The sequence below is a fragment of the Anaeromyxobacter paludicola genome, from assembly GCF_023169965.1.
Taxonomy (GTDB): domain Bacteria; phylum Myxococcota; class Myxococcia; order Myxococcales; family Anaeromyxobacteraceae; genus Anaeromyxobacter_B; species Anaeromyxobacter_B paludicola.
This window is the reverse complement of the sequence record NZ_AP025592.1, coordinates 2439022-2460771: the sequence shown is the minus strand read 5'-3', so window position 1 is coordinate 2460771 and position 21750 is coordinate 2439022. Positions and strand designations below refer to the sequence as shown.

Here is a 21750-nt window from a genome sequence, read left to right as displayed (position 1 = left end):
ACGAGGCGACGCGGCCCCAGGGTACGCGGGACCCGAGGAAAAAGGCCGGAAATTCACCAGCTTCGGTCCGGCACGGTCCGCGCAAGAGCGTCTCCGGCGAATGGCCCGGATCCTCATCGTGGACGACACCGAGATCGTGCGAAAGGCCCTCGAGCTCGCCGTGCGACGCATGGGGCACGAGGCCGACAGCACCTCCTCTGCGCTCGACGCGCTGGAGCTGGCGCGGCGCAACCCGCCCGACCTGGCGCTCCTCGACTACCGGATGCCGCTCATGGACGGCGTCACCCTGTTCGAGGAGCTGCAGTTCGCCCTCGGTGACCGCTGTCCCCGGGTGCTGTTCGTGTCGGGGAGCCCGCCCGAGGAGGTGCGCGCCTGCGCCGAGCGGCCGGGGCTCCGCCCGGTGGGCTACGTGAAGAAGCCCTTCCACCTCGACGAGCTGATGAAGACCGTCGAGGCGGCGCTCTCCCCCGCGGTCGTCAGCGCTTGAGGCCGGAGCGCTCGAAGACCAGGTCGGCGACCGCGGCGAGGTCGAGCTCGCCCCGCCCGCCGGCGATGGCGTCGGCCATGAGCTGGCGCACCGTCTGGTTCACGGAGAGCTTCGCCCCCTGCTCGGCCGCCGCCTCCTGCGCCAGCCGCTGGTCCTTCTCGGCGAGCGCGAGCGCGAAGCGCGGCGCGAAGTCGCGCTGGGCGATCTGGTCGCCCTTCATGAGGTAGAGCGGCGAGTGGAAGCTCGAGGCCTGGATGGTCTCGATCACCTTCGACGTCTCGAGCCCGCCGGAGACGCCGAGCGCGAGCGCCTCGGCGAAGCCGGCCATCATGGCGCCGCCGAGCGAGTTGACGACCAGCTTCATGAGCGCGGCCTGCGCCGGCTCGTCGAGCTCGATGATCCGGGAGGAGACGGCGTGGAGGGCCGGCCGGGCGCGGTCGCGCGCGGCCACGGGCCCGCCGCAGACGACCACGAGCTGCGCCTGCTCGGCGGCGCCCTTCGAGCCGAGCAGGGGGGCGGCGAGGAAGCTCGCCCCGCGGCTGCGCACCCGCTCCTCGACCGAGCGCGCCGCGCGGGTGCCCGCGGTGGAGGTGTCGACGAAGACGTCCCCGTCCTTCAGCCCGGCCAGGATCCCGTCGGCGCCCTCCAGCACCGCCTCGAGCGCCTTCTCGTCCGCGACGCAGGTGAACACCAGCTCCTGGCCCGAGGCCGCGGCCCGGGGCGTGGGCGCGAGCCGCGCGCCCTTGCGGACCAGGGGTTCGGCCTTCTCGGCCGTGCGATTCCAGACGGTGATGGCGTGACCCGCGCGGCGGAGGTTGTTCGCGAGCGGGAGACCCATCGTGCCGAGGCCGACGAAGCCGATCTTCATGGGGGTCATGCGGCTGTTCTAGCGCCTCGGGATGGAACCGGGAAGCGCCTTCCCGGGAGGGCCGCGGGGCGGGGGGGCGGGGCGCGAAAACGGCTGGCGCGGGCGCGGCGGGCGTGCCACGCTGTCCGTCCCCGGCCGCGTCGAGGTCGCCCGGCCGGTGAACGGGAGGCGCGATGGAACGGTACGACGCGGTGGTGGTGGGGGGCGGGGTGAGCGGCGCGGCGTTCGCGTGGCAGTGCGCCCGCGCCGGCAAGAAGGTGCTCCTCCTCGAGCGGGAGCCGCGGCTCGGCGGCTGCCTCCACTCCCAGAGAACCTCGGCCGGGTACTGGTACGAGCTCGGCGCCCACACCTGCTACAACTCCTACGCCGGGTTCATCGAGCTCCTCGAGGGGGCCGGGCTGAAGGGCCGCCTGCTCCCCCGCGCCAAGGTCCCGTTCGCGCTGCTCAAGGACGGCCAGCTCCACCCGCTCACGCCGGGCGGGGTGCTGAAGCTGCTCGATCTCTGGGAGCTCGCCCGCTCGCTGCCCGCCGCCTTCACGGCCAAGAAGGACGGGCAGACGATGTACGGCTACTACTCGCGCCTCTTCGGGCGGCGGAACTACGATCGGGTCATGGGCCCGCTCTTCTCGGCGGTCCCGTCGCAGAGCGCCGACCCGATCCCGGCCGACATGCTCTTCAAGAAGCGCTCGCGCCGGAAGGACGTGCTCCGGAGCTTCACGCTCGACGGCGGCCTCCAGACGGTGGTGGACGCGGCGGCGCGGACGGCCGGCGTCGAGGTGGCGACGGGCGCGCCGGCGCGCACGGTGGAGAAGACCCCGGCGGGCTGGGCGGTGGTGACCGAGGACGGCCGCCGGTTCGAGGCCCCGGTCCTGGCGCTCGCGACGCCGCCCTCGGCCGCCGCGGCGCTGCTCCAGGCGGCGCAGCCGGAGCTGGCCGGGAAGCTCGCCTCCATCAAGATGTCGGGGATCGAGACGGTGGGGGTGGTGGTCGAGGCCGCCAGGCTGAAGGTCCCGCCGGTCGCGGGCATCGTGCCCATCGACGACGCCTTCTTCTCCGCCGTGTCGCGCGACACGGTGCCGGACCCGCGGCTGCGCGGGTTCGCCTTCCACTTCCGGCCGCAGGGGCTGCCCCTCGAGCAGAAGCTGGAGCGGATCGCGCGCGTCCTCGGGGTCGCCCGGGCGGACCTCTCCGAGGTGGTGGAGAAGCGGGGGCTCATGCCGTCCCCGGTGCTCGGTCACGAGCAGGTGGTCGCGGACATCGACCGGCTGCTCGCGGGCGGGACGCTCGCCATCACCGGCAACTACTTCGGCGGGCTCGCGATCGAGGACTGCGTGCAGCGGTCGAAGGAGGAGTTCGGGAGGGTGGGGAAGGCGTAGCCCCGGGGGCCAGGCAGCGCGGCCCTGCTCCCTCCCGGCCAGGCTGCCATTCTCCCTCCGCGCCAGGCGGCCCTTTTCCCTCCCCGCTCGGGCGGGGAGGGCCGGGGAGGGGCGGCCAGGAGTGCCCGCTGCCGTCATACGCCTTCCGCTTTCCGCTTTCCGACGCGACCGGCGCCGCGGGGCCGCCGGGAGCCCACCGCTGCGGTGCTCGCTCCGGCGGCTCCGCCCGGTGGCTGGTTATCGAGCGGCGCCGTGGGCGCAGAGCGCTCGACCCCGCTGCGGTGCCGATCTGGCTGAGGCGTGCGGCTCCGGCTGCGGAGCTGCACGGGGGAGCGGCGCTTCCATCGTGTCACGCGGTCCGACGCCGGCGGGCGGCCCGCCTGCGCTGCGCGCCTCGGGAGGGCTCCCGGCGGCTGGAGGGGAGCGGCGGGGTGCCGCGGCGGAGGTCCCCCGGGGATTGCCCGGCGCGCCAGCAACGTTCCCCTCTTCGTGAGATGATCCCAGCGCTCGAGCCAGGGGGGCAGCGAGATGCATTCTCGGCGACGGTGTTTCATCGGAGCGCTCGCGGTCTTCTTCCTGGCGTGCGGCGAGTCCGCTCCTGGCGCTCCGTCGAGGCCGCCTCTCCACCCGCGGTGGACCGCGGACGACTTCGCCGACGGGGCGCACGATTGGGTCGCCGGCTCGGCGGAGTACCCGGTCGCCCGGGAGGCGGAGATCCGGTTCGTGTCGGGCCCGGCGACGGTCCCCGCGCCGCTCGCGGGCACGGCCTTCAGGTTGTCGGGGGAGAACCTCAGCGACGACCTCTTCATGTTCCTGAAGAAGCGCGTCACCGGGCTCGCGCCGGGCGCGAGCTACCGGCTCTGGTTCCAGCTCAGCTTCGCGACCGCTGACACCGGCATCGGCGCGGGGGGATTCGTCACGGCGGGCGGATCGACGTGGGAGCCCGACCGGCTCGTCGTCGTGTCGCCGGGCCTGGGTTCGGAGCCCTACTACGTGATGAACGTGGACAAGGGGGGCGCCGTGCAGGGCGGGGCGAACGCGGCCGTGCTCGGCCCGAGCACCAAGCCCCACCCCGACGTGTTCGGGTGGGAGTGGCAGTCGCTGGAGGGGCCCTCGGTCGCGGTCACCGCCGACGGGACCGGCGCGCTCTGGCTCTTCGCCGGCGAGGACTCGACCTTCGAGTCGATCACCTCGATCTACTTCGCCTCCATCGCCTACGACCTCGAGCGGCTCTGAGCCGGGGCCGATCGCTGCCCACGACCGCTCCGCGAGCTCCCGCTACCCCTCCCGCTCCCACCGGTACTCCATGCGCTTGGCGGCGGCCTCGGCGGCGGTGGAGCCGATGAGGCGGGCGACGAGGTGCAGCGCCATGTCGGTCCCGGCGGACACGCCGGCGCTCGTGACCACCGGGCCCTGATCGACCCAGCGGGCGGTCCGGTTCCAGCGGATGTCGCCGGGGCAGGTGGAGACCACCCAGTCGAAGGCGCGGCGGTTGGTGGTCGCCTCGCGCTCGGAGAGCAGGCCGGCCACGCCGAGCAGGGCCGCGCCGGTGCAGATCGAGGCGACCACCTGCGCCTGGCGCGCCTGCCGCCGGATGAACTCGACGAGCGCGGCGTTCTTCACCTCGCGCCGCGTGCCGGGGCCGCCCGGGACGAGGAGGACGTCGAGCGCGGGCGCGGAGGCGAGGTCGTGATCGGGGACCACCCGCGGGCCCCCGCGCATGGCGACGGGCGCGATCGCCTCGGCGACGGTGAGGACGCGGAACGGCGGCGGGGCCCCCTCGCCGGCGTCGGGGATCTCGGCGATGGCGAAGGCCTCGACCGGGCCGAAGGCGTCGAGGGGCTCGAAGCCGGGGAAGAGGAGGACGCCGACGGTGCGCATGCGAGGAGTCTCTCGCAGGCGCCGCCCGCCGGCCACCTCCGGCGCGCGCCCCCGGAGGGGCCCGTGGCTACTGGGCCGGCACCACGTCGCCGCCCCGCACCACGCCCCAGCGCACGCTGGCCTTCTTGATGCCCTCGTGGTCGGTCGGGCTCCAGGGCTTCTCGTAGTGGCCGGTCGCCCCGTCGTACGGCGTCTTCAGGTTCTCGAGCGCGGTCTTGAAGCGCGGCCCCTCGGTGGTGCCCGCCTGCTGGATGGCGAGCGCGACGAGGTGGACCGCGTCGTAGGCCTGCGCGACGGCCGGCGCGATCGGCAGGTGCGGCACGTTGAAGGTCTTGCGGTAGCCGTCGAGGAACTTGCGCTGGGCCGGGGTGGTGGCGCTTCCCTCGGTGAAGGTCTGGATCATGAGCGCCCCCTCGCCGTAGGGGCCGGCCCCGTCGAGGAAGAGGCGGGCCCCGAGCTGCCACGAGCCGATGATGGGCACGCGCCAGCCCACCTTCTCGAGCGAGCGGGCCACCGCGGTCAGCTCCGGCGCGAGGGCGTAGAGGAGGAGCACGTCGGCCCCGGCGGCGCGCGCCTCCTGGCACTGGCGCGTCATGTCGGTCTCCTTCGGCTTGAAGGCCCCCACGTAGACCGGCTTGACGCCGCGCCGCTCCAGCGTCGCCTCGACGCGGGCCCGGCCGCCCTGTCCGTAGCCGGTGTCGTCGGCCAGCACCGCCACGCGCTTGTAGCCGCGCGCCAGCGCCTGCTGCGCCAGCAGCGGCGCCTGCATCTGGTCGCTGGCCGAGAGGCGGAAGAGGTAGTTCTCCGGGTAGGTCACGAACAGCTCGTTCACCTTGTTGCCGGTGGCGACGTCCACGATCTGCGGCACCTGGCGCTCGTTGGCGAGCTGGAGCGCGGCGTTGGCCACCGGCGTGTTGGCCGGGCCGATCAGCGCCACCACCTTCTCCTCGTCGAGCAGCTCCTTCGCCGCCCGCGCCCCCACCTCGGGGCTCGACTGGTCGTCGCGATCGACGAGCTCGAGCTTGCGGCCGAGCACCCCGCCCTGGGCGTTGATCTCGTCGGCCGCGAGCCGCGCGCCGTCGCGCTCCGAGGCGCCGAGGCTGGCGTTGTTGCCGGAGCGGGGGCCGAGCAGGCCGATCTTGATGGGCGGCGGGGCGGCCGCGAGCGCCGCGGCGAGGACGAGGGGGAGGGCGGTCACGAGCGGTTCTCCTGCAGGAGCGCGGCGCGGCGCGCGGCGGGGCGCGCGCCCTCGCCCGTGCCGAGCCGGAAGGTGGCCACCATGGCCGTGAGCTCCTCGGACTGGCTCGAGAGCTCGGCCGCGGCGGAGGAGGACTCCTCGGCGCTGGCGGCGTTCTGCTGGGTGACGCGGTCCATCTCGCCGACCGCCTTGTTCACCTGCTCGACGCCGGCGGCCTGCTCGCGGGAGCCGGCCGTGATCTCCTCCACGATCTCGGAGACCCGCACCACCGCGCCGACGATCCCGCCGAGCCGCTGCGAGACCCGCTGGGCGGTGGCCTCGCCCCCGGCCGCCTGCTCCACCGAGTCGTGGATCAGCGCCTCGGTCTTCTGCGCCGCCTCCTTGCTGCGCAGCGCGAGCGAGCGGACCTCCTCGGCGACCACCGCGAAGCCGCGCCCGGCCTCCCCGGCGCGGGCTGCCTCCACCGCCGCGTTGAGGGCGAGCAGGTTGGTCTGGAAGGCGATCTCGTTGATGTCGCGGATGATCTGGCTCGTGCCCTCGGCGGCGGCCCGGATCTTCCGCATGGCGTCCTGCATCTGCTCCACCGCGGCGGCGCCCTCCTCGGCGGCGCCGCGGGCCCCCTTGGCGAGCCCGCTCGCCTCGCGCCCGCTGTCGGCGGCGTGGCGGGCCATGGAGGCCACCGTCTCCAGGGAGGCGGCGGTCTCCTCGATGGCGCTCGCCTGCTCGGAGGCGCCGCTCGCCACCGACTGGCTGGAGCTCGCGATCTGGCTGGCGGCGGAGGAGACCTGCGAGACGGCCGAGGCCACCTGGGAGAGGGCCGACTCGAGGGCCTGCGCGGTGGCGTTGAGCGCGGTCTGCACGCGGGCGTGGTCGCCGCCGTACTGGCCGCTCATGCGGGCGGTGAGGTCGCGGCGGGCGAGCCGCTCCAGCACCGCGGTGGCCTCGCCGATGGGGGCGAGCACCGCGTCGAGGGTGGCGTTCACGCCCTCGAGCGCCTCGCGGAAGGCGCCCTCGTGCCGGGAGAGGTCGGCGCGCTCGGCGAGCCGGCCCTCCACGGCGGCGCGCGAGAGCGCCTTGCTGTCGTTCACGAGCCCGCTCACCGCGGTGATGCAGCGGTTCAGGCTCTGCTGCATGGCCACGATCTCGCCGTTCACCTGGCCGGTGCGGAGCGGCGGGATCTCGCCGTGCGAGATCCGCTCGCAGTAGTCGGCCATGGCGCGGAACGGGGTGACGAGCCCGTCGAGGGTCTCGTTGAGCCCCTGCACCAGCGCCGCCCAGTCGCCGCGGTAGCGGCTCGCGTCGGCGCGGTGCGAGAGCTCGCCGGCGAGCGCCGCCTTCGAGAGCGCCTGGAGCTCGCCGGAGAAGCGGGTGAGGTTGTCGCGCAGCAGCCCGAGCCGCTCGTTCACGACCGCCTGCTTGCCGGGCAGCGGCCGGAGCGTGGGCCGGAAGTCGCCCTGGGCGTAGGCCGAGAGCACCTCGAGGATCTCGAGCAGGGTGCGCACCAGCATGCCGACGTTGGCGTTCACGCCCTCGGCGAGCTCGCGGTAGACGCCCTGGAACCTGCCGGCCTCGATGGCCGCGTCGAGGTCGCCCTCGAGCTGGGCCCGGCTCATGGCGGTCATGCCCTGGGCCACGCCGCGCAGGCTCCCGAGGCAGGTGTTGAGGTTCCGCTTCAGGACGTCGAAGTCGCCGCGCCACTCCTCGGCGATGGGCTCGGGCAGGTCGCCGCGGGCGATCCGGTCCACGTAGTCGGCCGAGAGCCGCAGCGGCGCCACCAGGGCGTCGAGCATGCGGTTCACGCCCTCCATGAGCGCGCCGTTCTCCCCCTGGTACCGCGACAGGTCGGCGCGGGCGTCGAGCCGCCCTTCGAGCGCCGCGGCGATGAGGGCGCGCAGGTCGCGGTCGCGCTGCTCCACCACGGCGATGAGCGCGTTCAGGTTCTGCTTGGTCCGGTCGAAGTCGCCGCGGTACTCGGCGGTGATGGGCGGCGGCACGCGCCCCTGCGCGATCTCGTCCACGCAGTCGGAGGTGGCCTGGATGGGCGCCACGAACGCCTCCACGGTGGCGTTGAGCCCCTCGAGCACCGGGCGGAACTCGGCGCCGACGGCGGTCGGGTCGGCGCGCTGCGAGAGCCGCCCCGCGAGCACCGCCTCGCAGAGCCGGCGCGACTCGCCCACCATGCCCGCGATCTGGCGCGAGACGTCGCGCGCCGTGAACCAGCCGGTCAGGGCGAGCACCAGGGCGGCCAGCACCAGCGACAGCCCCGAGATCCAGCTCGCGAGCCGCGCGGTGCGCTCGGCCGACGCCCGGTCCTGCTCCATGCGCCCGCCGTTCGCGTCCACCTTCTCCTGGAGCGCCAGCGAGAGCTTGCGCTGCGACTCGCGCGCCGCCGTCACCGCCGTCCGCGTCTCCCGGTCGATCTCGGAGACGCGGGGGGACTGCCCGAGGCCGTCGGCGACGAGCGAGTCGCGCTCCCGCTGCATGCCGACGATCACCATGATGTCCCGCTTCCAGCCCTTCCAGAGCGGGTCCATCGCCTTCCACTCCTCGAGCCCCTTCTTCGTGTGCGGGAGCGCCTCCCAGGCCTCGCGGGCCTCGGCGATGAGCCGCGCCCCGTCGTCGAGGTCGGCGTAGTAGGCGGCCCGCTCCGACTCGCCGGCGTTCGGGTTGACGAGCCCGTTGAGCGCGCCCTGGATGGCGACCGTGCCGGCCTGGTAGCGGAGCAGGGCGATGCTGCTCGGCAGCCGCGCCGTCATGACGACGTCGGTGGTGGCGGCGAGGTCGCGCAGCCCGAGCCAGCCGGAGAGGCCGACCGCCAGGGTGAGGACGAGCGCGATCCCGGACGACAGGGCGAGCTTGGTGCCGATGCGGGCGTTGGCGAGGAGGGTCACGCGGCCCGTCCCAGCAACGATCGCGCCGGCACCGACCCACCGTGAAATCGCCGGCCTGCGGCCCGGCGGGGCGCGGTCGCGTCGCACCCGGGGGTCGCGAAGGCCCCGGCGGCCGGCGCGTCGATTACCCGGTCAACGCGGACGGCTCGACCGCGAACATCCCGGCGATCTGCTTCGCCAGCGCCCGGCACTGCTTCTCGCGGGCCGGGGCGACGAAGATGGTGTCGTCGCCGGCGATGGTCCCGAGGACCTCGGGCAGCCGGGCGAGGTCGATGGCCCGCGCGATGGCGGGCGCGCTGCCGGGGTGGGTGCGCACCACCACCAGGGCGCCGTTCGAGCTGACGCGGGCCACCAGCCCGCGGAGCGCCACCACCTCGGAGGGCGGCTCGTCGGGCACCTCGTAGTGGGCGCCGCCGTCGGGCGTCGAGACCCGGCGGGCGCCGAGGCGCGCGAGGTCGCGGGAGAGGGTGGCCTGGGTGGCCTGGATGCCGCTCCGCGCCAGCGCCAGGAGCAGCTCCTCCTGCGTGGAGATGCGCCCGGCCCGGATCAGGCGGGCCACGGCGTCGCGTCGGCGGGCGGGGGAGGGCATGGGGATCATCCGGCGGTGACGAGGGTGCCGACGCCGCGGTCCGTGAAGAGCTCGGCGATGACGGTGTGGGGCTGCCGGCCGTCGAGCACGTGCACCCGCTCGACCCCGCCGCGGAGGGCGGCGAGGATGGCCTGGACCTTGATCTTCATCCCGCCGGTGACCGAGCCGGCCTCGATGCGGCGGAGCAGGTCGGCCACCGTGGTCTGGCGCACCAGCGCGCCGTCGTCGGGCGAGTCGAGCACGCCCGGCTTGTCGGTGAGGTAGATGAGCTTCTTCGCGCCGAGCGCCGACGCCACCCGCGAGGCCACCTCGTCGGCGTTGATCGAGAGGCTGGCGCCGTCCTCGCCGAGGCCGATGGGGCTGATGACCGGCACGTAGCTCGAGGCGAGCAGGAGCTGCAGGAAGTCCTTGTTGACCTCGGTGACCTCGCCCACCTGGCCGAGGTCGCGCCCGCTCGCGTGGACCGTCTTGCGCCCGCGGATGAGCTGGCCGTCCTTGCCCGAGACCCCCACCGCCCCGGCGTCGCGGGCGTTGAGCAGCGCCACCAGCTCCTGGTTCACCTTGCCGGTGAGGACCATCTCCACCACCGGCAGGCTGGCGGCGTCGGTGACGCGGAAGCCGTCCACGAACTCGCTCCGCTCCCCCATCTGCTCGAGGGTGCGGTTGATCTCGAGCGCGCCGCCGTGGACCACCACCACCTTGAGCCCCACCCGCTTCAGCAGGGCGACGTCCTCGGCGAAGGCGACCTTGAGGCTCTCCTTCACCATCGCCGCCCCGCCGTACTTGATGACGGCGATCTGCCCCGCGAAGGCGGCGATGTACTTGAGCGCCTCCACGAGCAGGGTGCGCTTCAGCGCCGGCGTGTAGTTCGCGACGTGGTCGTCGCGGGCGAGGCCGCCGTCGGGCCGCTGCACGATGGTGGCGGCGTAGTCGGCGTTGATCTTCACGTAGTCGTAGGAGAGGTCGCAGCCCCAGGCGGTGGCGCGGGCCGCGCCCTCGGAGAGCCGCACCAGCACGTCCACCCGCGGCTCGCGCATGCGCACGCGGAGCGCCTCGGCGTCCACCTCGGCCGGGCCGGCCGGGCCGTACACCTCGACGCCCTGGATGGCCACCCGGGCGCGGTACGGATCGACGGCCCAGCCCTGCGAGCCGGCGCGGGCGCCGACGGTGGCGAGCACGCGCCCCCAGTTCGGATCGGCGCCGAAGAGGGCCGCCTTCACCAGCGGCGAGGCGGCGACGGCGCGGGCGGCGTCGCGCGCCACCTCGTCCGAGGGGGCGCCGTCCACCACCACCTCGAGGAAGCGGGTGGCCCCCTCGCCGTCGGCGGCGACCGCCCGGGCGAGCTCGCCGCAGAGGTCGTCGAGCGCCGCCTGGAGCACGTCGAGGTCGGGGCCGGGCCCCTCGATCCGCGGGTTCTCGGCGAGCCCGTTGGCGAGCGCGTAGACGCAGTCGTTGGTGGACATGTCGCCGTCCACCGTCAGCATGTGGAAGCTCCGGTCCACGGCGCGCGCCAGCGCCCGCTGCAGCACCTCCGGCGCCACCGCGGCGTCGGTGGCGACGAAGCAGAGGACCGTCGCGAGCTGCGGCGCCACCATCCCCGACCCCTTGCAGAGGCCGGTGAGGGTGGCGGGGCGGCCCCCGAGCACCACCTCGCGGCTCGAGAGCTTCGGCCGCGTGTCGGTGGTCATGATCGCCTCGGCGGCGTGCGCGGCGTGGTCGCCGAGCCCGGCCACCAGCGCCGGCATCGCCGCCTCCACCTTCGGCACCGGGAGCCGCTGGCCGATGACGCCCGTCGAGGCGGTGAGCACCGCCCGCTCCTCCACCCCGAGGGCGCGGGCGGCCGCGGTCCGGAGGGCGGCCACGTCCTCCAGGCCGGCCGGGCCGGTGAGGGCGTTGGCGTTGCCGGAGTTGGCGAGGATGGCCCGGAGGCCGGCGGCCGGGACGCGGCCGCGGCCGTCCTGCACCGGCGCCGCCGCCGCCCGGTTCACGGTGAAGAGCCCCGCGGCCGACGCCGGGACGTCCGACACCACGAGCGCCAGATCGCGCCGCTGCGGCTTGAGGCCGCAGGGGACGCCGGAGAAGCGGAAGCCCTTGGGGATCTTCACCTCACCCTCCCAGGAGGTCGAGCCCGAGCGCCTCGTCGAAGCCCATGGCCGCGTTGAACGCCTGGACCGCCTGGCCCGCCGCGCCCTTCACGAGGTTGTCGATGGCCGAGACCGCCACCGCGAGCCCGGCGCGCACGTCGGCGGTGGCGCCGAGGTGGCAGCGGTTGGTGCGGGCCACGTCGGCCACCTTCACCCTGTCGGCGGGGACCACCCGGACGAACGGCTCGCCGGCGTAGGCGCCCTCGAGGGCCCGGGCGAGCTCGCCGGGCGAGGCGCCGGGGGCGAGGCGGAGCGTGCAGGTGGCGAGGATGCCGCGGCGGATGGGGGCGAGCACCGGGGTGAAGGAGAGGGGGCCGCAGCGGCCGGCGTGGCGGGCCACCGTGCGCTCGATCTCGGGCACGTGCTGGTGCCGGCCGATCCGGTAGGCGCGCAGGTCCTCGCCCACCTCGCAGAAGCTGTAGTCCTCGGAGGCCTTGCGGCCCGCGCCGGAGACGCCGCTCATGGCGGTGACCGCGATGCCGTCGGGCAGGCAGAGCCCCGACTTGACGAGCGGCGCCACCGCGAGGGCGATGGCGGTGGCGTAGCAGCCCGGGTTCGAGACCAGCCTCGCGCCGGCGAGCTCGGCCCGGCAGAGCTCGGGCAGGCCGTAGGGCGCGGCGGCGAGGAGCTCGGGCTGGTCGTGCGCGAACCCGTACCACTGCGGGTAGAGGGCGGGGTCGCCGAGCCGGAAGGCGCCGGAGAGGTCCACCACCCGCACCCCGCGGGCGAGGAGCCGGGGCGCGAGCTCGAGCGACACCTCGGCCGGCGTGGCCAGGAAGGCCACCTCGGCCTCGACGTCGGCCGAGCCGGCCAGCGGGCGGTAGCGCAGCGCCGCCGCCGGGCCCTGCAGCGGCAGCCGCGCGCCGGCCTCGTCGTCGCTCCAGCGATCGGAGAAGAGGGCGGCGAGGCGCACCCGCGGGTGGCGCGAGAGGATCCGGGTCAGCTCCAGCCCGGCGTAGCCGGAGGCGCCGACCACCGCGGCGGTGCAGGTATGCATCCGACATGCATAAACATGCATCGGGCCCCCGCGTCAACGGGCCGGGCGGCGGGGGCCGCCCGGGGCCCCCCTCCCGCCCCCGGAAACGAAGAAGGCCGGCTCCGCGTTGGAGCCGGCCTTCTTTAGAGTGCCCAGGAGAGGACTCGAACCTCCACGGCCTTGCGACCGCCAGACCCTGAATCTGGTGCGTCTACCAATTCCGCCACCTGGGCGTGCGGGGCCTCCTAACTAGTCGGGGCCTCCGGGAGTGTCAAGGACGCGCTGTCGCGCCGGAGGCGGCTACCGGTGCGGCGCCGGCTTCCGGTACACTCGGACCCGCGGGGGGGAGGGAAGGTCGTCGCGTGCCGGAGGCGTCGAGCAGGATCGCGAGGGTCGGGCTGGAGCAACTGGACCTCGACGCGCGCATCGTGGACCTCATCTCCCGCGACGGGGTGCCGGTCCCGGCCTACCCGGCGGTCGCCTTCCAGGTGGAGCAGCTGGTCCGGTCGGGGGAGTTCGGCCTCGACGACCTCTCGCGCCTCGTCTCCGCCGACGCCGCGCTGGCCGCCGACACGCTCCGCTACGCCAACACCGCCTACTACTCGCGCGGCAACGGGATCACCTCGCTCCAGCAGGCGGTCCTCCGGATCGGGGCGGTGGAGCTGGCGCGGCTCGCCATCGCCTCCGGCCTCGCCGAGGGCACGCGCGCCCAGGGGCCGCTCCTCGCCCTGCGGCGCCGCGCCTGGGTGGACGCCCTCGGGGCCGCGCTCCTCGCCCACGAGCTGGCCGCGCGCCGCGGGCTGCGGCGCGACGAGGCCTTCATCTGCGGGCTCCTGCACGACTTCGGCAAGGTGATCGCCATCTCCGCCGTGGAGCACGTGGTCTCGCGCGAGAAGGCCGAGGCCATGCCGGCGACCTTCTGGTGGACCCTCGCCGAGCGCTACCACCTCGAGCTCGGGCTGGTCCTCGCGGCGCGCTGGAAGCTCCCCGAGCTGATCGCCCAGGCGATCGCGCGCCACCACGACGAGGACCTCTCGACCTCGCTCGACCCGGAGCTGTTGCGGGTGGTCGCCGTGGCCGACCAGGTGCTCGCGCTCATGTCCGGGAGCGGCCGGGTCGCGGCCCGGGCCATCGCCCGGATCCCCGGCGTGACCGAGGCGGAGGCGGGGGCGCTCTCGCGGGTGGTGGAGGCGGTCCCGGAGTTCGTCGCCTCGTTCGAGGGCAAGGGCGGGACGCCGCTCCCGGTGCTCGACTCGCTCGTCGCCGCGCCCGAGCCGCCCGGCGCCGCGCCGGCAGAGACGCCCTCCTGGCCGGTGCGCGCGCTGCTCGGGCCGGACGTGGTGACGCTCGCGTGCGGCGAGCTCGACGGCGACGTGCTCACGGTGCGCGGGCCGCGCGGGCTGCCGGAGGGCGCGCTCGTGGAGCTCGAGGTGGACGCCCCGCCGCGGACCTTCGAGGTCTGGGTGACGGTGAACTGCTGCTGGCAGGCGCCGGGCGGCGGGTGGACCGCGCTCGTGCAGCCGCTCGCGATGACCGCCGAGGCCGAGGCGCGGTGGCGGGCCCTCGGCGGGCCCGGACAGGCCGCCTAGCGGGCGCGGCGGCGCGGCCGGGCGGCGCGGGCGGGGACCGGCACCGGCGCGAGCCGGCCGGGCGACGCCGCCGCGGCGAGGGCGGCCGCCGCGGCGCGGAGCGCGTCGGCGAGGCGGCGGAGGAGCGCGGAGGGCGTCATCTCGGGGTCCTTGTCAGGCGAGCAGCGCCAGGACGACGGCGGCGGTGCCCACCAGGGCGGTCAGGAAGTGGGTCGGCCGGCGGCCGAGGCGGTCGGGGATTCTCAGGGGGCGCATGGCGCGGTCTCTCGAGAGCAACAGCGGTGCCTGCCCGCTCAATCCCCGAACGGTCGGAAATGCGCCGGCATCTCGCCGCCGGGCGCCGGGGTGGGGAGCGACCCCGAGTCCGCCGCGCTCACCAGCGCGCGACGCAGGCCAGGGGGCCAGCCGCCCGCCCGCACGCCTGGTCCACGCCGCGCAGCTTCGAGAGCATCTGCTCGGCGCCGATCGCGGCGGTGACCCGGTCGGGGAGCTCGCGCCCCTTCCCGTCGATGAGGACCACGGTCGGCATCCCCACCACCGCGTACTTCTTGTACGCCGCCTCGAACGCCGGATCGTCGGTGGAGCCGTCCACCTTCAGCGTGACGAACCGCTTCGCCTCCTCGCGCACCCGCGGATCGGCCCAGGCGAGGTGGTCGAGCTCCTGGCAGGCGGCGCACCAGTCGGCCCAGAAGTCGATGATCACCGGCCGCCCCTCGGCGCGGGCGCGGGCGAGCGCGGCCGGCTCGTCGTGCTCCCACGGGAACGGGGCCCGGGCCTCCGCCGCCGCCCGGCGCGCGTTGCCCGCCCCGGCGGCGTAGACCACGCCGAGGACCACGAGCGCGACGCCGAGCGCCTTCGTGAGCCGCTCGGCGGGGGGCGCGTGGAAGCTGCCCGACAGCGCGCCGAGCAGGACGCCCAGCCCGGCCGCCGCCGCGGCCGCGAGCGCCGCGCCGCGGGTGGCGAGGAAGAGCGGCTTCAGCGCCGGGAAGGCGTCCTTGAGGAAGATCCCGGCGGCGGCGAGGAGGGCCACGCCGAACGCGCTCTTCACCGCGTCCATCCAGGCGCCGCTCTTCGGGAGCGAGATGCTGGAGACGCCGAGGACGAAGAAGAGCAGGCCCACGCCGAGGGCGTAGGTGAACATGATGCCGAACCCGTAGAGCGCGGAGCCGCGGGTGGCGACGTAGGTGAGGGCCGCGGCGAGCACCGGGCCGGTGCAGGGGGCGGCGATCACGCCGGCCACGAGCCCCATGGCGAAGGCGCCCGCGTAGCCGGCGCCGCCCACCTGGGAGAGCCGGGCCTGCCAGGCGCCCGGGAGCTGGAGCTCGAAGGCGCCGAACATCGAGGCGGCCATGGCCGCGAAGACGAGCGCCACCGCCCCGAGCACCCACGGGCTCTGGGTGGCCGAGCCGAACGCCTTGCCGGTGAGCGCCGCGCCGACGCCGAGGGCCGAGTACATGGCGGCGATGCCGAGCACGTAGAGCGCCGAGAGCGCCACCGCCTGCCGGCGCCCCGCCGCCTTGCGCGCCCCGAACACCGAGACCGTGATCGGGATGAGCGGGTAGACGCAGGGGGTCAGGCTGGTGAGGACGCCGCCCGCGAAGGCGATGGCGAAGGCGAGCACCGACCCCTGCGCCAGGAGCCGCGCCAGCCCGAGGTCCGAGGAGGCGCCGGTGGCGCCCGAGCTCCCCAGCAGATCGGGCAACCACGCGACCGCCGCGAAGACCAGGGCCGCAACCAGGATTCGGGTGAAAGTTCGCATACCTGAGCGCAGAGTGTCAGAAGCCGGACAGGAGTATAGGGCAAGAACCTGACAAAAGCCGTGTGCCTTCGCTTGCTTGTCTCGGGAGGGCGCCGCTTGACCGAGTACCTGTCTGGGATATACTCGACCTCGGCTGTCCACGTATCATGGACTCCTGCTCTCCAGGAAGGTGAGAGGCGCGAGAGGCGATGAAGATTCCCATCTACATGGACTATCACGCGACCACGCCCGTGGACCCGCGCGTCCTCGATGCGATGCTCCCGTACTTCAAGGGGGAATTCGGCAACGCCGCCTCCAAGAGCCACGCCTTCGGGTGGCACGCCGAGGAGGCGGTCGAGGCGGCCCGCGAGCAGGTGGCGAAGCTCATCGGGGCGTCTCCCAAGGAGATCGTCTGGACGAGCGGCGCCACCGAGTCCGACAACCTGGCGATCAAGGGCGCGGCCCACTTCTACAAGGACAAGGGCAAGCACCTCGTCACCGCGAAGAACGAGCACAAGGCGGTCCTCGACTCCATGCACGCGCTCGAGCGCGAGGGGTTCGAGGTCACCTTCCTCGACGTCGAGCGGGACGGGCGGGTCGATCCGGCCAAGGTGAAGGCGGCGCTCCGCCCCGACACCATCCTCGTCTCGCTCATGCACGCCAACAACGAGGTGGGCGTGCTGAACCCGGTCGAGGAGATCGGCGCCATCACCCGCGCCGCCGGCGTGCTGTTCCACTGCGACGCGGTGCAGGCCATCGGCAAGGTCCCCTTCGACGTGGAGAAGGTGAACGCCGACCTCGTCTCCGTCTCGGCGCACAAGATGTACGGCCCGAAGGGCGTGGGCGCGCTCTACGTCCGCCGCAAGCCGCGCGTGCGGCTCATCGCCATCATCGACGGCGGCGGCCACGAGCGCGGCCACCGCTCCGGCACCCTCAACGTCCCGGGCATCGTCGGCATGGGGAAGGCCTGCGAGCTCGCCCGCCTGGAGATGGCCGAGGAGGCGGAGCGGGTCACGCGGCTGCGCGAGAAGCTGCGGGCCGGCCTCGAGCGGCACCTCGACCTCCTGACCGTCAACGGCTCGCTCGAGCACCGGCTGCCCGGCAACCTCAACGTGAGCTTCGCCTACGTCGAGGGCGAGGCGCTGATGATGGCCATCAAGGACGTGGCCGTCTCCTCGGGCTCGGCCTGCACCTCGGCGTCGCTCGAGCCCTCCTACGTGCTCAAGGCGATGGGCGTCACCGACGACCTCGCCCACAGCTCCATCCGCTTCGGGCTGGGCCGGTTCACCACCGAGGAGGAGGTCGACTACGTCGTCGATCTCGTCACCCGCAAGGTCCAGAAGCTCCGCGAGATGTCGCCGCTCTACGAGATGGTCAAGGCGGGCGTGGACATCCACCAGATCGAGTGGGCGAACCCCCACTAGCGAGTCCAGGGAGACCGTCATGGCGTACTCCGAGAAGGTCATCGACCACTACGAGAACCCGCGCAACGTCGGCTCGCTCGACGTGAAGGACGACTCGGTCGGCACCGGCCTCGTCGGCGCGCCCGCCTGCGGCGACGTGATGAAGCTGCAGATCAAGGTGAGCGCCGAGGGCGTCATCGAGGACGCCAAGTTCAAGACCTTCGGCTGCGGCTCGGCCATCGCCTCCTCCTCGCTCGTCACCGAGTGGGTGAAGGGGAAGACGGTGGACGAGGCGCTCGCCATCAAGAACACCGACGTGGCGCAGGAGCTCAACCTGCCGCCGGTGAAGATCCACTGCTCGGTGCTGGCGGAGGACGCCATCAAGGCGGCCATCGCCGACTACCAGAAGAAGCGGGGCCTCACCCCGACGGTGAAGGCGGACACGGTGAAGGGCGACCGCGACCAGCTCATCGCGCGCGGCGCCATCAAGGCCGGCATCTAGGGGGACGACATGGCGAGCACCATCGAGATCAGCGACAAGGCGGCGGCGCGCATCGCGAAGCTCTCCGCCGAGAAGGCGAAGCCCGAGGGCGGGCTCCGGCTCGGCGTGAAGGGGGGCGGCTGCTCCGGCCTCTCCTACTTCATCGACTGGGCGGACGGGCCGGCCCGGCTCGACCAGGTCTACGAGAAGGGCGGCGCGCGGGTCTTCGTCGATCCCAAGAGCGCCATCTTCCTCCAGGGCACGGTGCTCGACTGGCAGCAGACCCTCATGCAGAGCGGCTTCGTGTTCCGGAACCCGAACGTCAAGAGCGCCTGCGGCTGCGGCGAGTCGTTCAGCGTATGAGCCGGTGGGGGGCGCACGCGAGCGACGTCGAAGGGCGAGTGTGACCTGCTGGGCCTGCAAGTCCGACGTCCCCCCCGACGAGCCGAGCTGTCCCGCCTGCGGCAAGCTGCAGCCGGCGACGGGCCCGCTCGACCCGTTCGCCGCGCTGGGGCTCGAGCGCCGCTTCGACCTCGCGCCGGCCGACCTGGAGGCGCGCTTCCGCGAGCGGAGCCGCCGCTTCCACCCGGACCGCTTCGCCCGGGCCGACCCGCGCGAGCGGCGCATCGCCCTCGAGCGCTCGACGCGGCTCAACGACGCCTACCGCGCGCTGCGCGAGCCGAGGAAGCGGGCCGAGGCGCTGCTCCGGCTCGCCGGGCACGACCCGCTCGCCGAGGCCCGCACCCTGCACGACCCCGAGTTCCTCGAGGAGCAGCTCGAGCTGCGCGAGCGGCTGGCGCTGGCGCGGGCCGGGGGCGACGCCGCGGAGGTGGCCGCGATCGGCGCCGGCGCCCGCGAGCGGCTGGCCGGGCTCGAGGGCGAGCTCGCGGCGCTCTTCGCCGCCGGCGGCCCGCACGAGGAGGTCTCGCGCCGCCTCGCCCGCGCCCGCTACTACGACAGCATCCTCGCCGACGCCGCACCCCACCCCTGAGAGACGGAACCTCCATGGCCCGCGCCATCGGCATCGACCTCGGCACCACCAACTCGCTCGTCGCGGCGGTGGACGCGCGCAACCGCCCGCACGTCCTGCCCGCCGACGAGGGGCGCCCGCTCCTCCCGAGCGCGGTCCACTACGCCATGGACGGGGCCATCGAGGTGGGGCTCTCCGCCAAGCGGCGCGCGCCGGAGCGCCCGGTGGACACCATCCTCTCGGTGAAGCGCTTCATGGGGCGGGGCCCCGGCGACGTCCGGCCCGAGGACCGCGGCATCTACCACTTCGACGAGACCGGCTCGGTGGTGAAGCTGGCCGTGAACCACGGCAAGCGCGCCGTCTCGCCGGTCGAGGTGTCGGCGGAGATCCTGCGCGTGCTGAAGCGGCGCGCCGCCGAGGCGCTCGGGGGCGCGCCCGGCCCGTGCGTCATCACCGTGCCGGCGTACTTCGACGACGCCCAGCGCCAGGCGACCAAGGACGCCGGCCGGCTCGCCGGGCTCGACGTGGCGCGGCTCGTCAACGAGCCCACCGCGGCGGCGCTCGCCTACGGCCTCGACCAGCGGCGCGAGGGCGTGTTCGCCGTCTTCGACCTCGGCGGCGGGACCTTCGACGTCTCCGTCCTCAAGCTCGAGGGGGGCGTCTTCGAGGTGCTCTCCACCGGCGGCGACACCCACCTCGGCGGCGACGACTTCGATCGGGCGGTGGCGGCGACGCTGCTCGAGCGCGGGCTCACCCCGCCCGTGGAGCGGCTCACCCCGGCCCTGCTGCGCGGCGCGAGCGCGGCGGCGCAGAAGATCCGCGAGGCCCTCTCCACGGAGGAGCAGGTGGAGGCCGAGGTGGAGCTGCCGGGCGGCCACGTGCTCTCGGCCCGGCTCACCCGCGCGGAGCTCGAGGCGCTCATCCAGCCGGTCCTGGAGCGGACCACCGGCCCCTGCCGGCGCGCCCTCGAGGACGCCCGGCTCGGCGGCCGCCCGGTGGACGGGGTGGTGCTCGTCGGCGGCGCCACGCGCACGCCCCTGGTGCGCCGGCACGTGAAGGCGCTCTTCGGCCAGGAGCCGCTCACCGACCTCGACCCCGACACGGTGGTGGCGCTCGGCGCCGCGGTGCAGGCCGACGCGCTCGACAAGGGCGGGCGCGACGACGTGCTCCTCCTCGACGTCATCCCGCTCTCGCTCGGCGTCGAGATGATGGGCGGGGTGGTCGAGAAGATCGTGCTCCGCAACTCCACCATCCCCGCCTCCGCCACGCAGCAGTTCACCACCTACGCCGACGGGCAGACCGGCATGGTGGTGCACGTGCTGCAGGGCGAGCGCGAGCTGGCGCGCGACTGCCGCTCGCTGGCGCGCTTCACGCTGAAGGGCATCCCGCCGCTCCCGGCCGGCATCGCCCGCGTCGAGATCACCTACGCGGTGGACGCCGACGGCATCCTCTCGGTCTCGGCCCGCGAGCTCGAGACCGGCGTCGAGCAGCACGTGCAGGTGAAGGCCACCTACGGCCTCTCCGAGGAGGAGGTCGAGGCGATGCTGGTGGAGAGCATCGAGCACGCCGAGGAGGACGTGACCGAGCGCTTCCTGGTCGAGTGGCGGGTGGAGGGCGAGCGGATCATCTCCGCCCTCGAGACCGCCTTCCAGGTGGACGGCGAGCTGCTCACGCCCGAGGAGCGGGCCCCCATCGACGAGCGGATCGACGGGCTCCGCCGCGCCATGGAGGGCAAGGACTACCTCGCCGTCAAGGCCTGGATCGAGAGCCTCGACGGCGCGTCCAAGGAGTTCGCGGAGCGGCGCATGAACAAGCACATCGGCAAGGCCATGGCCGGCCACCGCATCGAGGAGTTCGCGGGCGCCGCCGCGCCGCTCAAGAAGGGCGGGGAGCTCTAGATGCCCAAGGTGACCTTCCTCCCCGCCGGCGTGACCGTGCAGGTGATGCGCGGCTCCTCCCTCCTGGAGGCGGCCGACGAGGCGCACGTGGACCTCCCGCACAACTGCGGCGGCGTCTGCGCCTGCACCACCTGCCACGTCTGGGTGGAGCAGGGGCTCGCCTCGCTCTCCGAGATCGAGGAGAACGAGGACGACCGGCTCGACGAGGCGATGGGGCTCCAGCCCAACTCGCGCCTCGGCTGCCAGGCCTGCGTCGGCGACGAGGACGTGGTGGTGCGCATCCCGGGGAACCGGATCGCTTCCTAGAGGAGAGGCCGCCCATGAAGTGGAGGGACACCCGCGACATCGCCATCGCGCTCGCGGAGAAGCTGCCCGGGCAGGATCCGTTGAAGGTCCGCTTCACCGACCTGCACCGGTGGGTGACGGAGCTGCCCGGCTTCGACGACGATCCGGAGGGCTCGAGCGAGAAGGTGCTCGAGGCGATCCAGATGACGTGGCTCGACGAGGTGGAGGACTAGCCGAGCGTCCGGTCCGCGGCCCCGCCGTCCGCCCCGCGCCCGGGCCGCGCTCGCGCGATCGCCGCCGGCCGCGCGCCCCGCGCTGGCCCGGCCGGTGCTACCCGCCGGCGGGATGACCCTCCTCCCGCTCCTCCTCGCCGCCGCGATGCCGGCGCGCCAGCCGCTCCCGCCGCCGCCCCCCGACCCCGACGCCCAGGCGGCCCAGGTCTCCGCCTGGCTGTTCGCCGGCGAGCCGCCCATCGACGTCTGCCAGCGGGCCGCGGCGCGCGGCCTCCCGGGCGACCCGGAGCTCGCCGAGTCCTGGCGCGTCCGCGCCCGCGCCGCCGCGCTCGTGCCGCAGCTCTCCGCCGAGTACCGGCACGACGAGCGCGGGCGCTGGTACGGCGTCGGCTCGGACGACCTCCTCCGCAGCGCCCCGGCCGACACCTTCTCGGTGCGCGCGACCTGGACCCTCGCCCACCTCGTCTTCACCCCGGAGGAGCCGCGCGCCGTCACCGCCGCGGCGGAGCTCTCCCGCCGCCGCCAGGAGCGGGTCGAGCGGGTCACCCGGCTCTACTTCCACCGGCGGAGGCTGCGCCTGTCGCTCGCCCTCTCCCCGCCCGACGAGCCCCGGGCGAGGGCCGAGCTGGCGGTGGAGATCGACGAGGTGACCGCCGAGCTCGACGCCCTCACCGGCGGCCTCTTCTCCGGGCGGGGCGAGGGATCTTGAACCTTTACGGTGCGCGTTCGGCCGTGCTACGTCC

The 21750-nt window shown here is 74.4% G+C and carries 21 protein-coding genes and 1 tRNA gene; 12 read left to right on the top strand and 10 right to left on the bottom strand.

The window, feature by feature from the left end; genetic code table 11:
* Positions 1-100: 100 nt before the first annotated feature.
* Positions 101-487, top strand: coding sequence for a response regulator (locus AMPC_RS11255; protein ID WP_248340702.1), 387 nt, complete (start codon positions 101-103; stop codon positions 485-487).
* On the opposite strand, the gene AMPC_RS11250 is transcribed toward AMPC_RS11255, so the two are convergent.
* Positions 477-1364 (bottom strand): NAD(P)-dependent oxidoreductase, encoded by an 888-nt coding sequence (locus AMPC_RS11250; RefSeq protein WP_248340700.1) that lies wholly within the window; start codon positions 1362-1364, stop codon positions 477-479. The genes AMPC_RS11255 and AMPC_RS11250 overlap by 11 nt on opposite strands.
* A 164-nt stretch (positions 1365-1528) precedes the next feature.
* On the opposite strand from AMPC_RS11250, the gene AMPC_RS11245 reads away from it, so the two are divergent.
* The gene (locus AMPC_RS11245; protein WP_248340698.1) at positions 1529-2731 is read left to right on the top strand and encodes a protoporphyrinogen/coproporphyrinogen oxidase; all 1203 of its coding nucleotides are present in this window, start codon (positions 1529-1531) and stop codon (positions 2729-2731) included.
* Between the two features lie 528 nt (positions 2732-3259).
* Positions 3260-3967 (top strand): hypothetical protein, encoded by a 708-nt coding sequence (locus AMPC_RS11240; RefSeq protein ID WP_248340696.1) that lies wholly within the window; start codon positions 3260-3262, stop codon positions 3965-3967.
* 42 nt (positions 3968-4009) lie between these two features.
* On the opposite strand, the gene AMPC_RS11235 is transcribed toward AMPC_RS11240, so the two are convergent.
* From AMPC_RS11235 to AMPC_RS11205, 7 genes are all read right to left on the bottom strand, one after another.
* A complete protein-coding gene (locus tag AMPC_RS11235; RefSeq protein ID WP_248340694.1) occupies positions 4010-4612 on the bottom strand; it encodes a DJ-1/PfpI family protein in 603 nt (200 codons plus the stop codon).
* A gap of 67 nt (positions 4613-4679) precedes the next feature.
* Complete coding sequence (locus tag AMPC_RS11230) at positions 4680-5810, bottom strand: ABC transporter substrate-binding protein (protein WP_248340692.1); 1131 nt, start codon at positions 5808-5810, stop codon at positions 4680-4682.
* Positions 5807-8701: a methyl-accepting chemotaxis protein gene (locus tag AMPC_RS11225; RefSeq protein WP_248340690.1), complete on the bottom strand. Its 2895-nt coding sequence runs from the start codon at positions 8699-8701 to the stop codon at positions 5807-5809. Before AMPC_RS11225 ends, AMPC_RS11230 begins: the two co-directional genes overlap by 4 nt.
* Positions 8702-8825: 124 nt before the next feature.
* Positions 8826-9290, bottom strand: a complete 465-nt coding sequence (locus AMPC_RS11220; protein WP_248340688.1) for an arginine repressor — start codon at positions 9288-9290, stop codon at positions 8826-8828.
* A 5-nt stretch (positions 9291-9295) separates the two neighbouring features.
* Positions 9296-11395, bottom strand: a complete 2100-nt coding sequence (gene argJ / locus AMPC_RS11215) for a bifunctional glutamate N-acetyltransferase/amino-acid acetyltransferase ArgJ (protein WP_248340686.1) — start codon at positions 11393-11395, stop codon at positions 9296-9298.
* Between the two features lies 1 nt (position 11396).
* Entirely contained in the window at positions 11397-12431 is a 1035-nt protein-coding gene (gene argC / locus AMPC_RS11210; RefSeq protein ID WP_248340684.1) for an N-acetyl-gamma-glutamyl-phosphate reductase, read from the bottom strand.
* Between the two features lie 128 nt (positions 12432-12559).
* Positions 12560-12643: transfer RNA gene (locus tag AMPC_RS11205), tRNA-Leu, on the bottom strand.
* Between the two features lie 129 nt (positions 12644-12772).
* On the opposite strand from AMPC_RS11205, the gene AMPC_RS11200 reads away from it, so the two are divergent.
* Complete coding sequence (locus AMPC_RS11200; RefSeq protein ID WP_248340682.1) at positions 12773-13999, top strand: HDOD domain-containing protein; 1227 nt, start codon at positions 12773-12775, stop codon at positions 13997-13999.
* On the opposite strand, the gene AMPC_RS11195 is transcribed toward AMPC_RS11200, so the two are convergent.
* Entirely contained in the window at positions 13996-14139 is a 144-nt protein-coding gene (locus AMPC_RS11195; RefSeq protein WP_248340680.1) for a hypothetical protein, read from the bottom strand. The genes AMPC_RS11200 and AMPC_RS11195 overlap by 4 nt on opposite strands.
* A 233-nt stretch (positions 14140-14372) precedes the next feature.
* Positions 14373-15701, bottom strand: coding sequence for a protein-disulfide reductase DsbD family protein (locus tag AMPC_RS11190; RefSeq protein ID WP_248340678.1), 1329 nt, complete (start codon positions 15699-15701; stop codon positions 14373-14375).
* 245 nt (positions 15702-15946) lie between these two features.
* Between AMPC_RS11190 and AMPC_RS11185 the strand changes: the two genes are divergently transcribed.
* From AMPC_RS11185 to AMPC_RS11150, 8 genes are all read left to right on the top strand, one after another.
* Complete coding sequence (locus AMPC_RS11185; RefSeq protein WP_248340676.1) at positions 15947-17161, top strand: IscS subfamily cysteine desulfurase; 1215 nt, start codon at positions 15947-15949, stop codon at positions 17159-17161.
* Between the two features lie 19 nt (positions 17162-17180).
* Entirely contained in the window at positions 17181-17642 is a 462-nt protein-coding gene (gene iscU / locus AMPC_RS11180; protein WP_318654294.1) for a Fe-S cluster assembly scaffold IscU, read from the top strand.
* A gap of 9 nt (positions 17643-17651) precedes the next feature.
* Positions 17652-17984 carry a HesB/IscA family protein gene (locus AMPC_RS11175; RefSeq protein WP_248340674.1) on the top strand — a complete coding sequence of 111 codons (333 nt, stop codon included), beginning with the start codon at positions 17652-17654 and terminating at the stop codon, positions 17982-17984.
* Between the two features lie 40 nt (positions 17985-18024).
* Positions 18025-18612, top strand: coding sequence for a Fe-S protein assembly co-chaperone HscB (gene hscB / locus AMPC_RS11170; RefSeq protein ID WP_248340672.1), 588 nt, complete (start codon positions 18025-18027; stop codon positions 18610-18612).
* A 14-nt stretch (positions 18613-18626) separates the two neighbouring features.
* Positions 18627-20489: a Fe-S protein assembly chaperone HscA gene (gene hscA, locus AMPC_RS11165; RefSeq protein WP_248340670.1), complete on the top strand. Its 1863-nt coding sequence runs from the start codon at positions 18627-18629 to the stop codon at positions 20487-20489.
* Positions 20490-20795 carry a 2Fe-2S iron-sulfur cluster-binding protein gene (locus AMPC_RS11160; RefSeq protein ID WP_248340668.1) on the top strand — a complete coding sequence of 102 codons (306 nt, stop codon included), beginning with the start codon at positions 20490-20492 and terminating at the stop codon, positions 20793-20795.
* Between the two features lie 14 nt (positions 20796-20809).
* Entirely contained in the window at positions 20810-21007 is a 198-nt protein-coding gene (gene iscX / locus AMPC_RS11155) for a Fe-S cluster assembly protein IscX (protein WP_248340666.1), read from the top strand.
* 112 nt (positions 21008-21119) lie between these two features.
* Positions 21120-21716 carry a hypothetical protein gene (locus AMPC_RS11150; RefSeq protein WP_248340664.1) on the top strand — a complete coding sequence of 199 codons (597 nt, stop codon included), beginning with the start codon at positions 21120-21122 and terminating at the stop codon, positions 21714-21716.
* The last annotated feature ends 34 nt before the right edge of the window (positions 21717-21750 follow it).

Excerpts from the sequence above, each read along its gene's own strand:
- AMPC_RS11250 (WP_248340700.1), bottom strand. The coding sequence starts at position 1,364 with ATGACCCCCATGAAGATCGGCTTCGTCGGCCTCGGCACGATGGGTCTC.
- AMPC_RS11150 (WP_248340664.1), top strand. The coding sequence starts at position 21,120 with ATGACCCTCCTCCCGCTCCTCCTCGCCGCCGCGATGCCGGCGCGCCAG.
- iscX (WP_248340666.1), top strand. The coding sequence starts at position 20,810 with ATGAAGTGGAGGGACACCCGCGACATCGCCATCGCGCTCGCGGAGAAG.
- argC (WP_248340684.1), bottom strand. The coding sequence starts at position 12,431 with ATGCATACCTGCACCGCCGCGGTGGTCGGCGCCTCCGGCTACGCCGGG.
- AMPC_RS11245 (WP_248340698.1), top strand. The coding sequence starts at position 1,529 with ATGGAACGGTACGACGCGGTGGTGGTGGGGGGCGGGGTGAGCGGCGCG.
- hscA (WP_248340670.1), top strand. The coding sequence starts at position 18,627 with ATGGCCCGCGCCATCGGCATCGACCTCGGCACCACCAACTCGCTCGTC.
- AMPC_RS11255 (WP_248340702.1), top strand. The coding sequence starts at position 101 with ATGGCCCGGATCCTCATCGTGGACGACACCGAGATCGTGCGAAAGGCC.
- AMPC_RS11235 (WP_248340694.1), bottom strand. The coding sequence starts at position 4,612 with ATGCGCACCGTCGGCGTCCTCCTCTTCCCCGGCTTCGAGCCCCTCGAC.
- AMPC_RS11240 (WP_248340696.1), top strand. The coding sequence starts at position 3,260 with ATGCATTCTCGGCGACGGTGTTTCATCGGAGCGCTCGCGGTCTTCTTC.
- AMPC_RS11195 (WP_248340680.1), bottom strand. The coding sequence starts at position 14,139 with ATGACGCCCTCCGCGCTCCTCCGCCGCCTCGCCGACGCGCTCCGCGCC.
- iscU (WP_318654294.1), top strand. The coding sequence starts at position 17,181 with ATGGCGTACTCCGAGAAGGTCATCGACCACTACGAGAACCCGCGCAAC.
- AMPC_RS11160 (WP_248340668.1), top strand. The coding sequence starts at position 20,490 with ATGCCCAAGGTGACCTTCCTCCCCGCCGGCGTGACCGTGCAGGTGATG.
- AMPC_RS11175 (WP_248340674.1), top strand. The coding sequence starts at position 17,652 with ATGGCGAGCACCATCGAGATCAGCGACAAGGCGGCGGCGCGCATCGCG.
- AMPC_RS11220 (WP_248340688.1), bottom strand. The coding sequence starts at position 9,290 with ATGCCCTCCCCCGCCCGCCGACGCGACGCCGTGGCCCGCCTGATCCGG.
- AMPC_RS11185 (WP_248340676.1), top strand. The coding sequence starts at position 15,947 with ATGAAGATTCCCATCTACATGGACTATCACGCGACCACGCCCGTGGAC.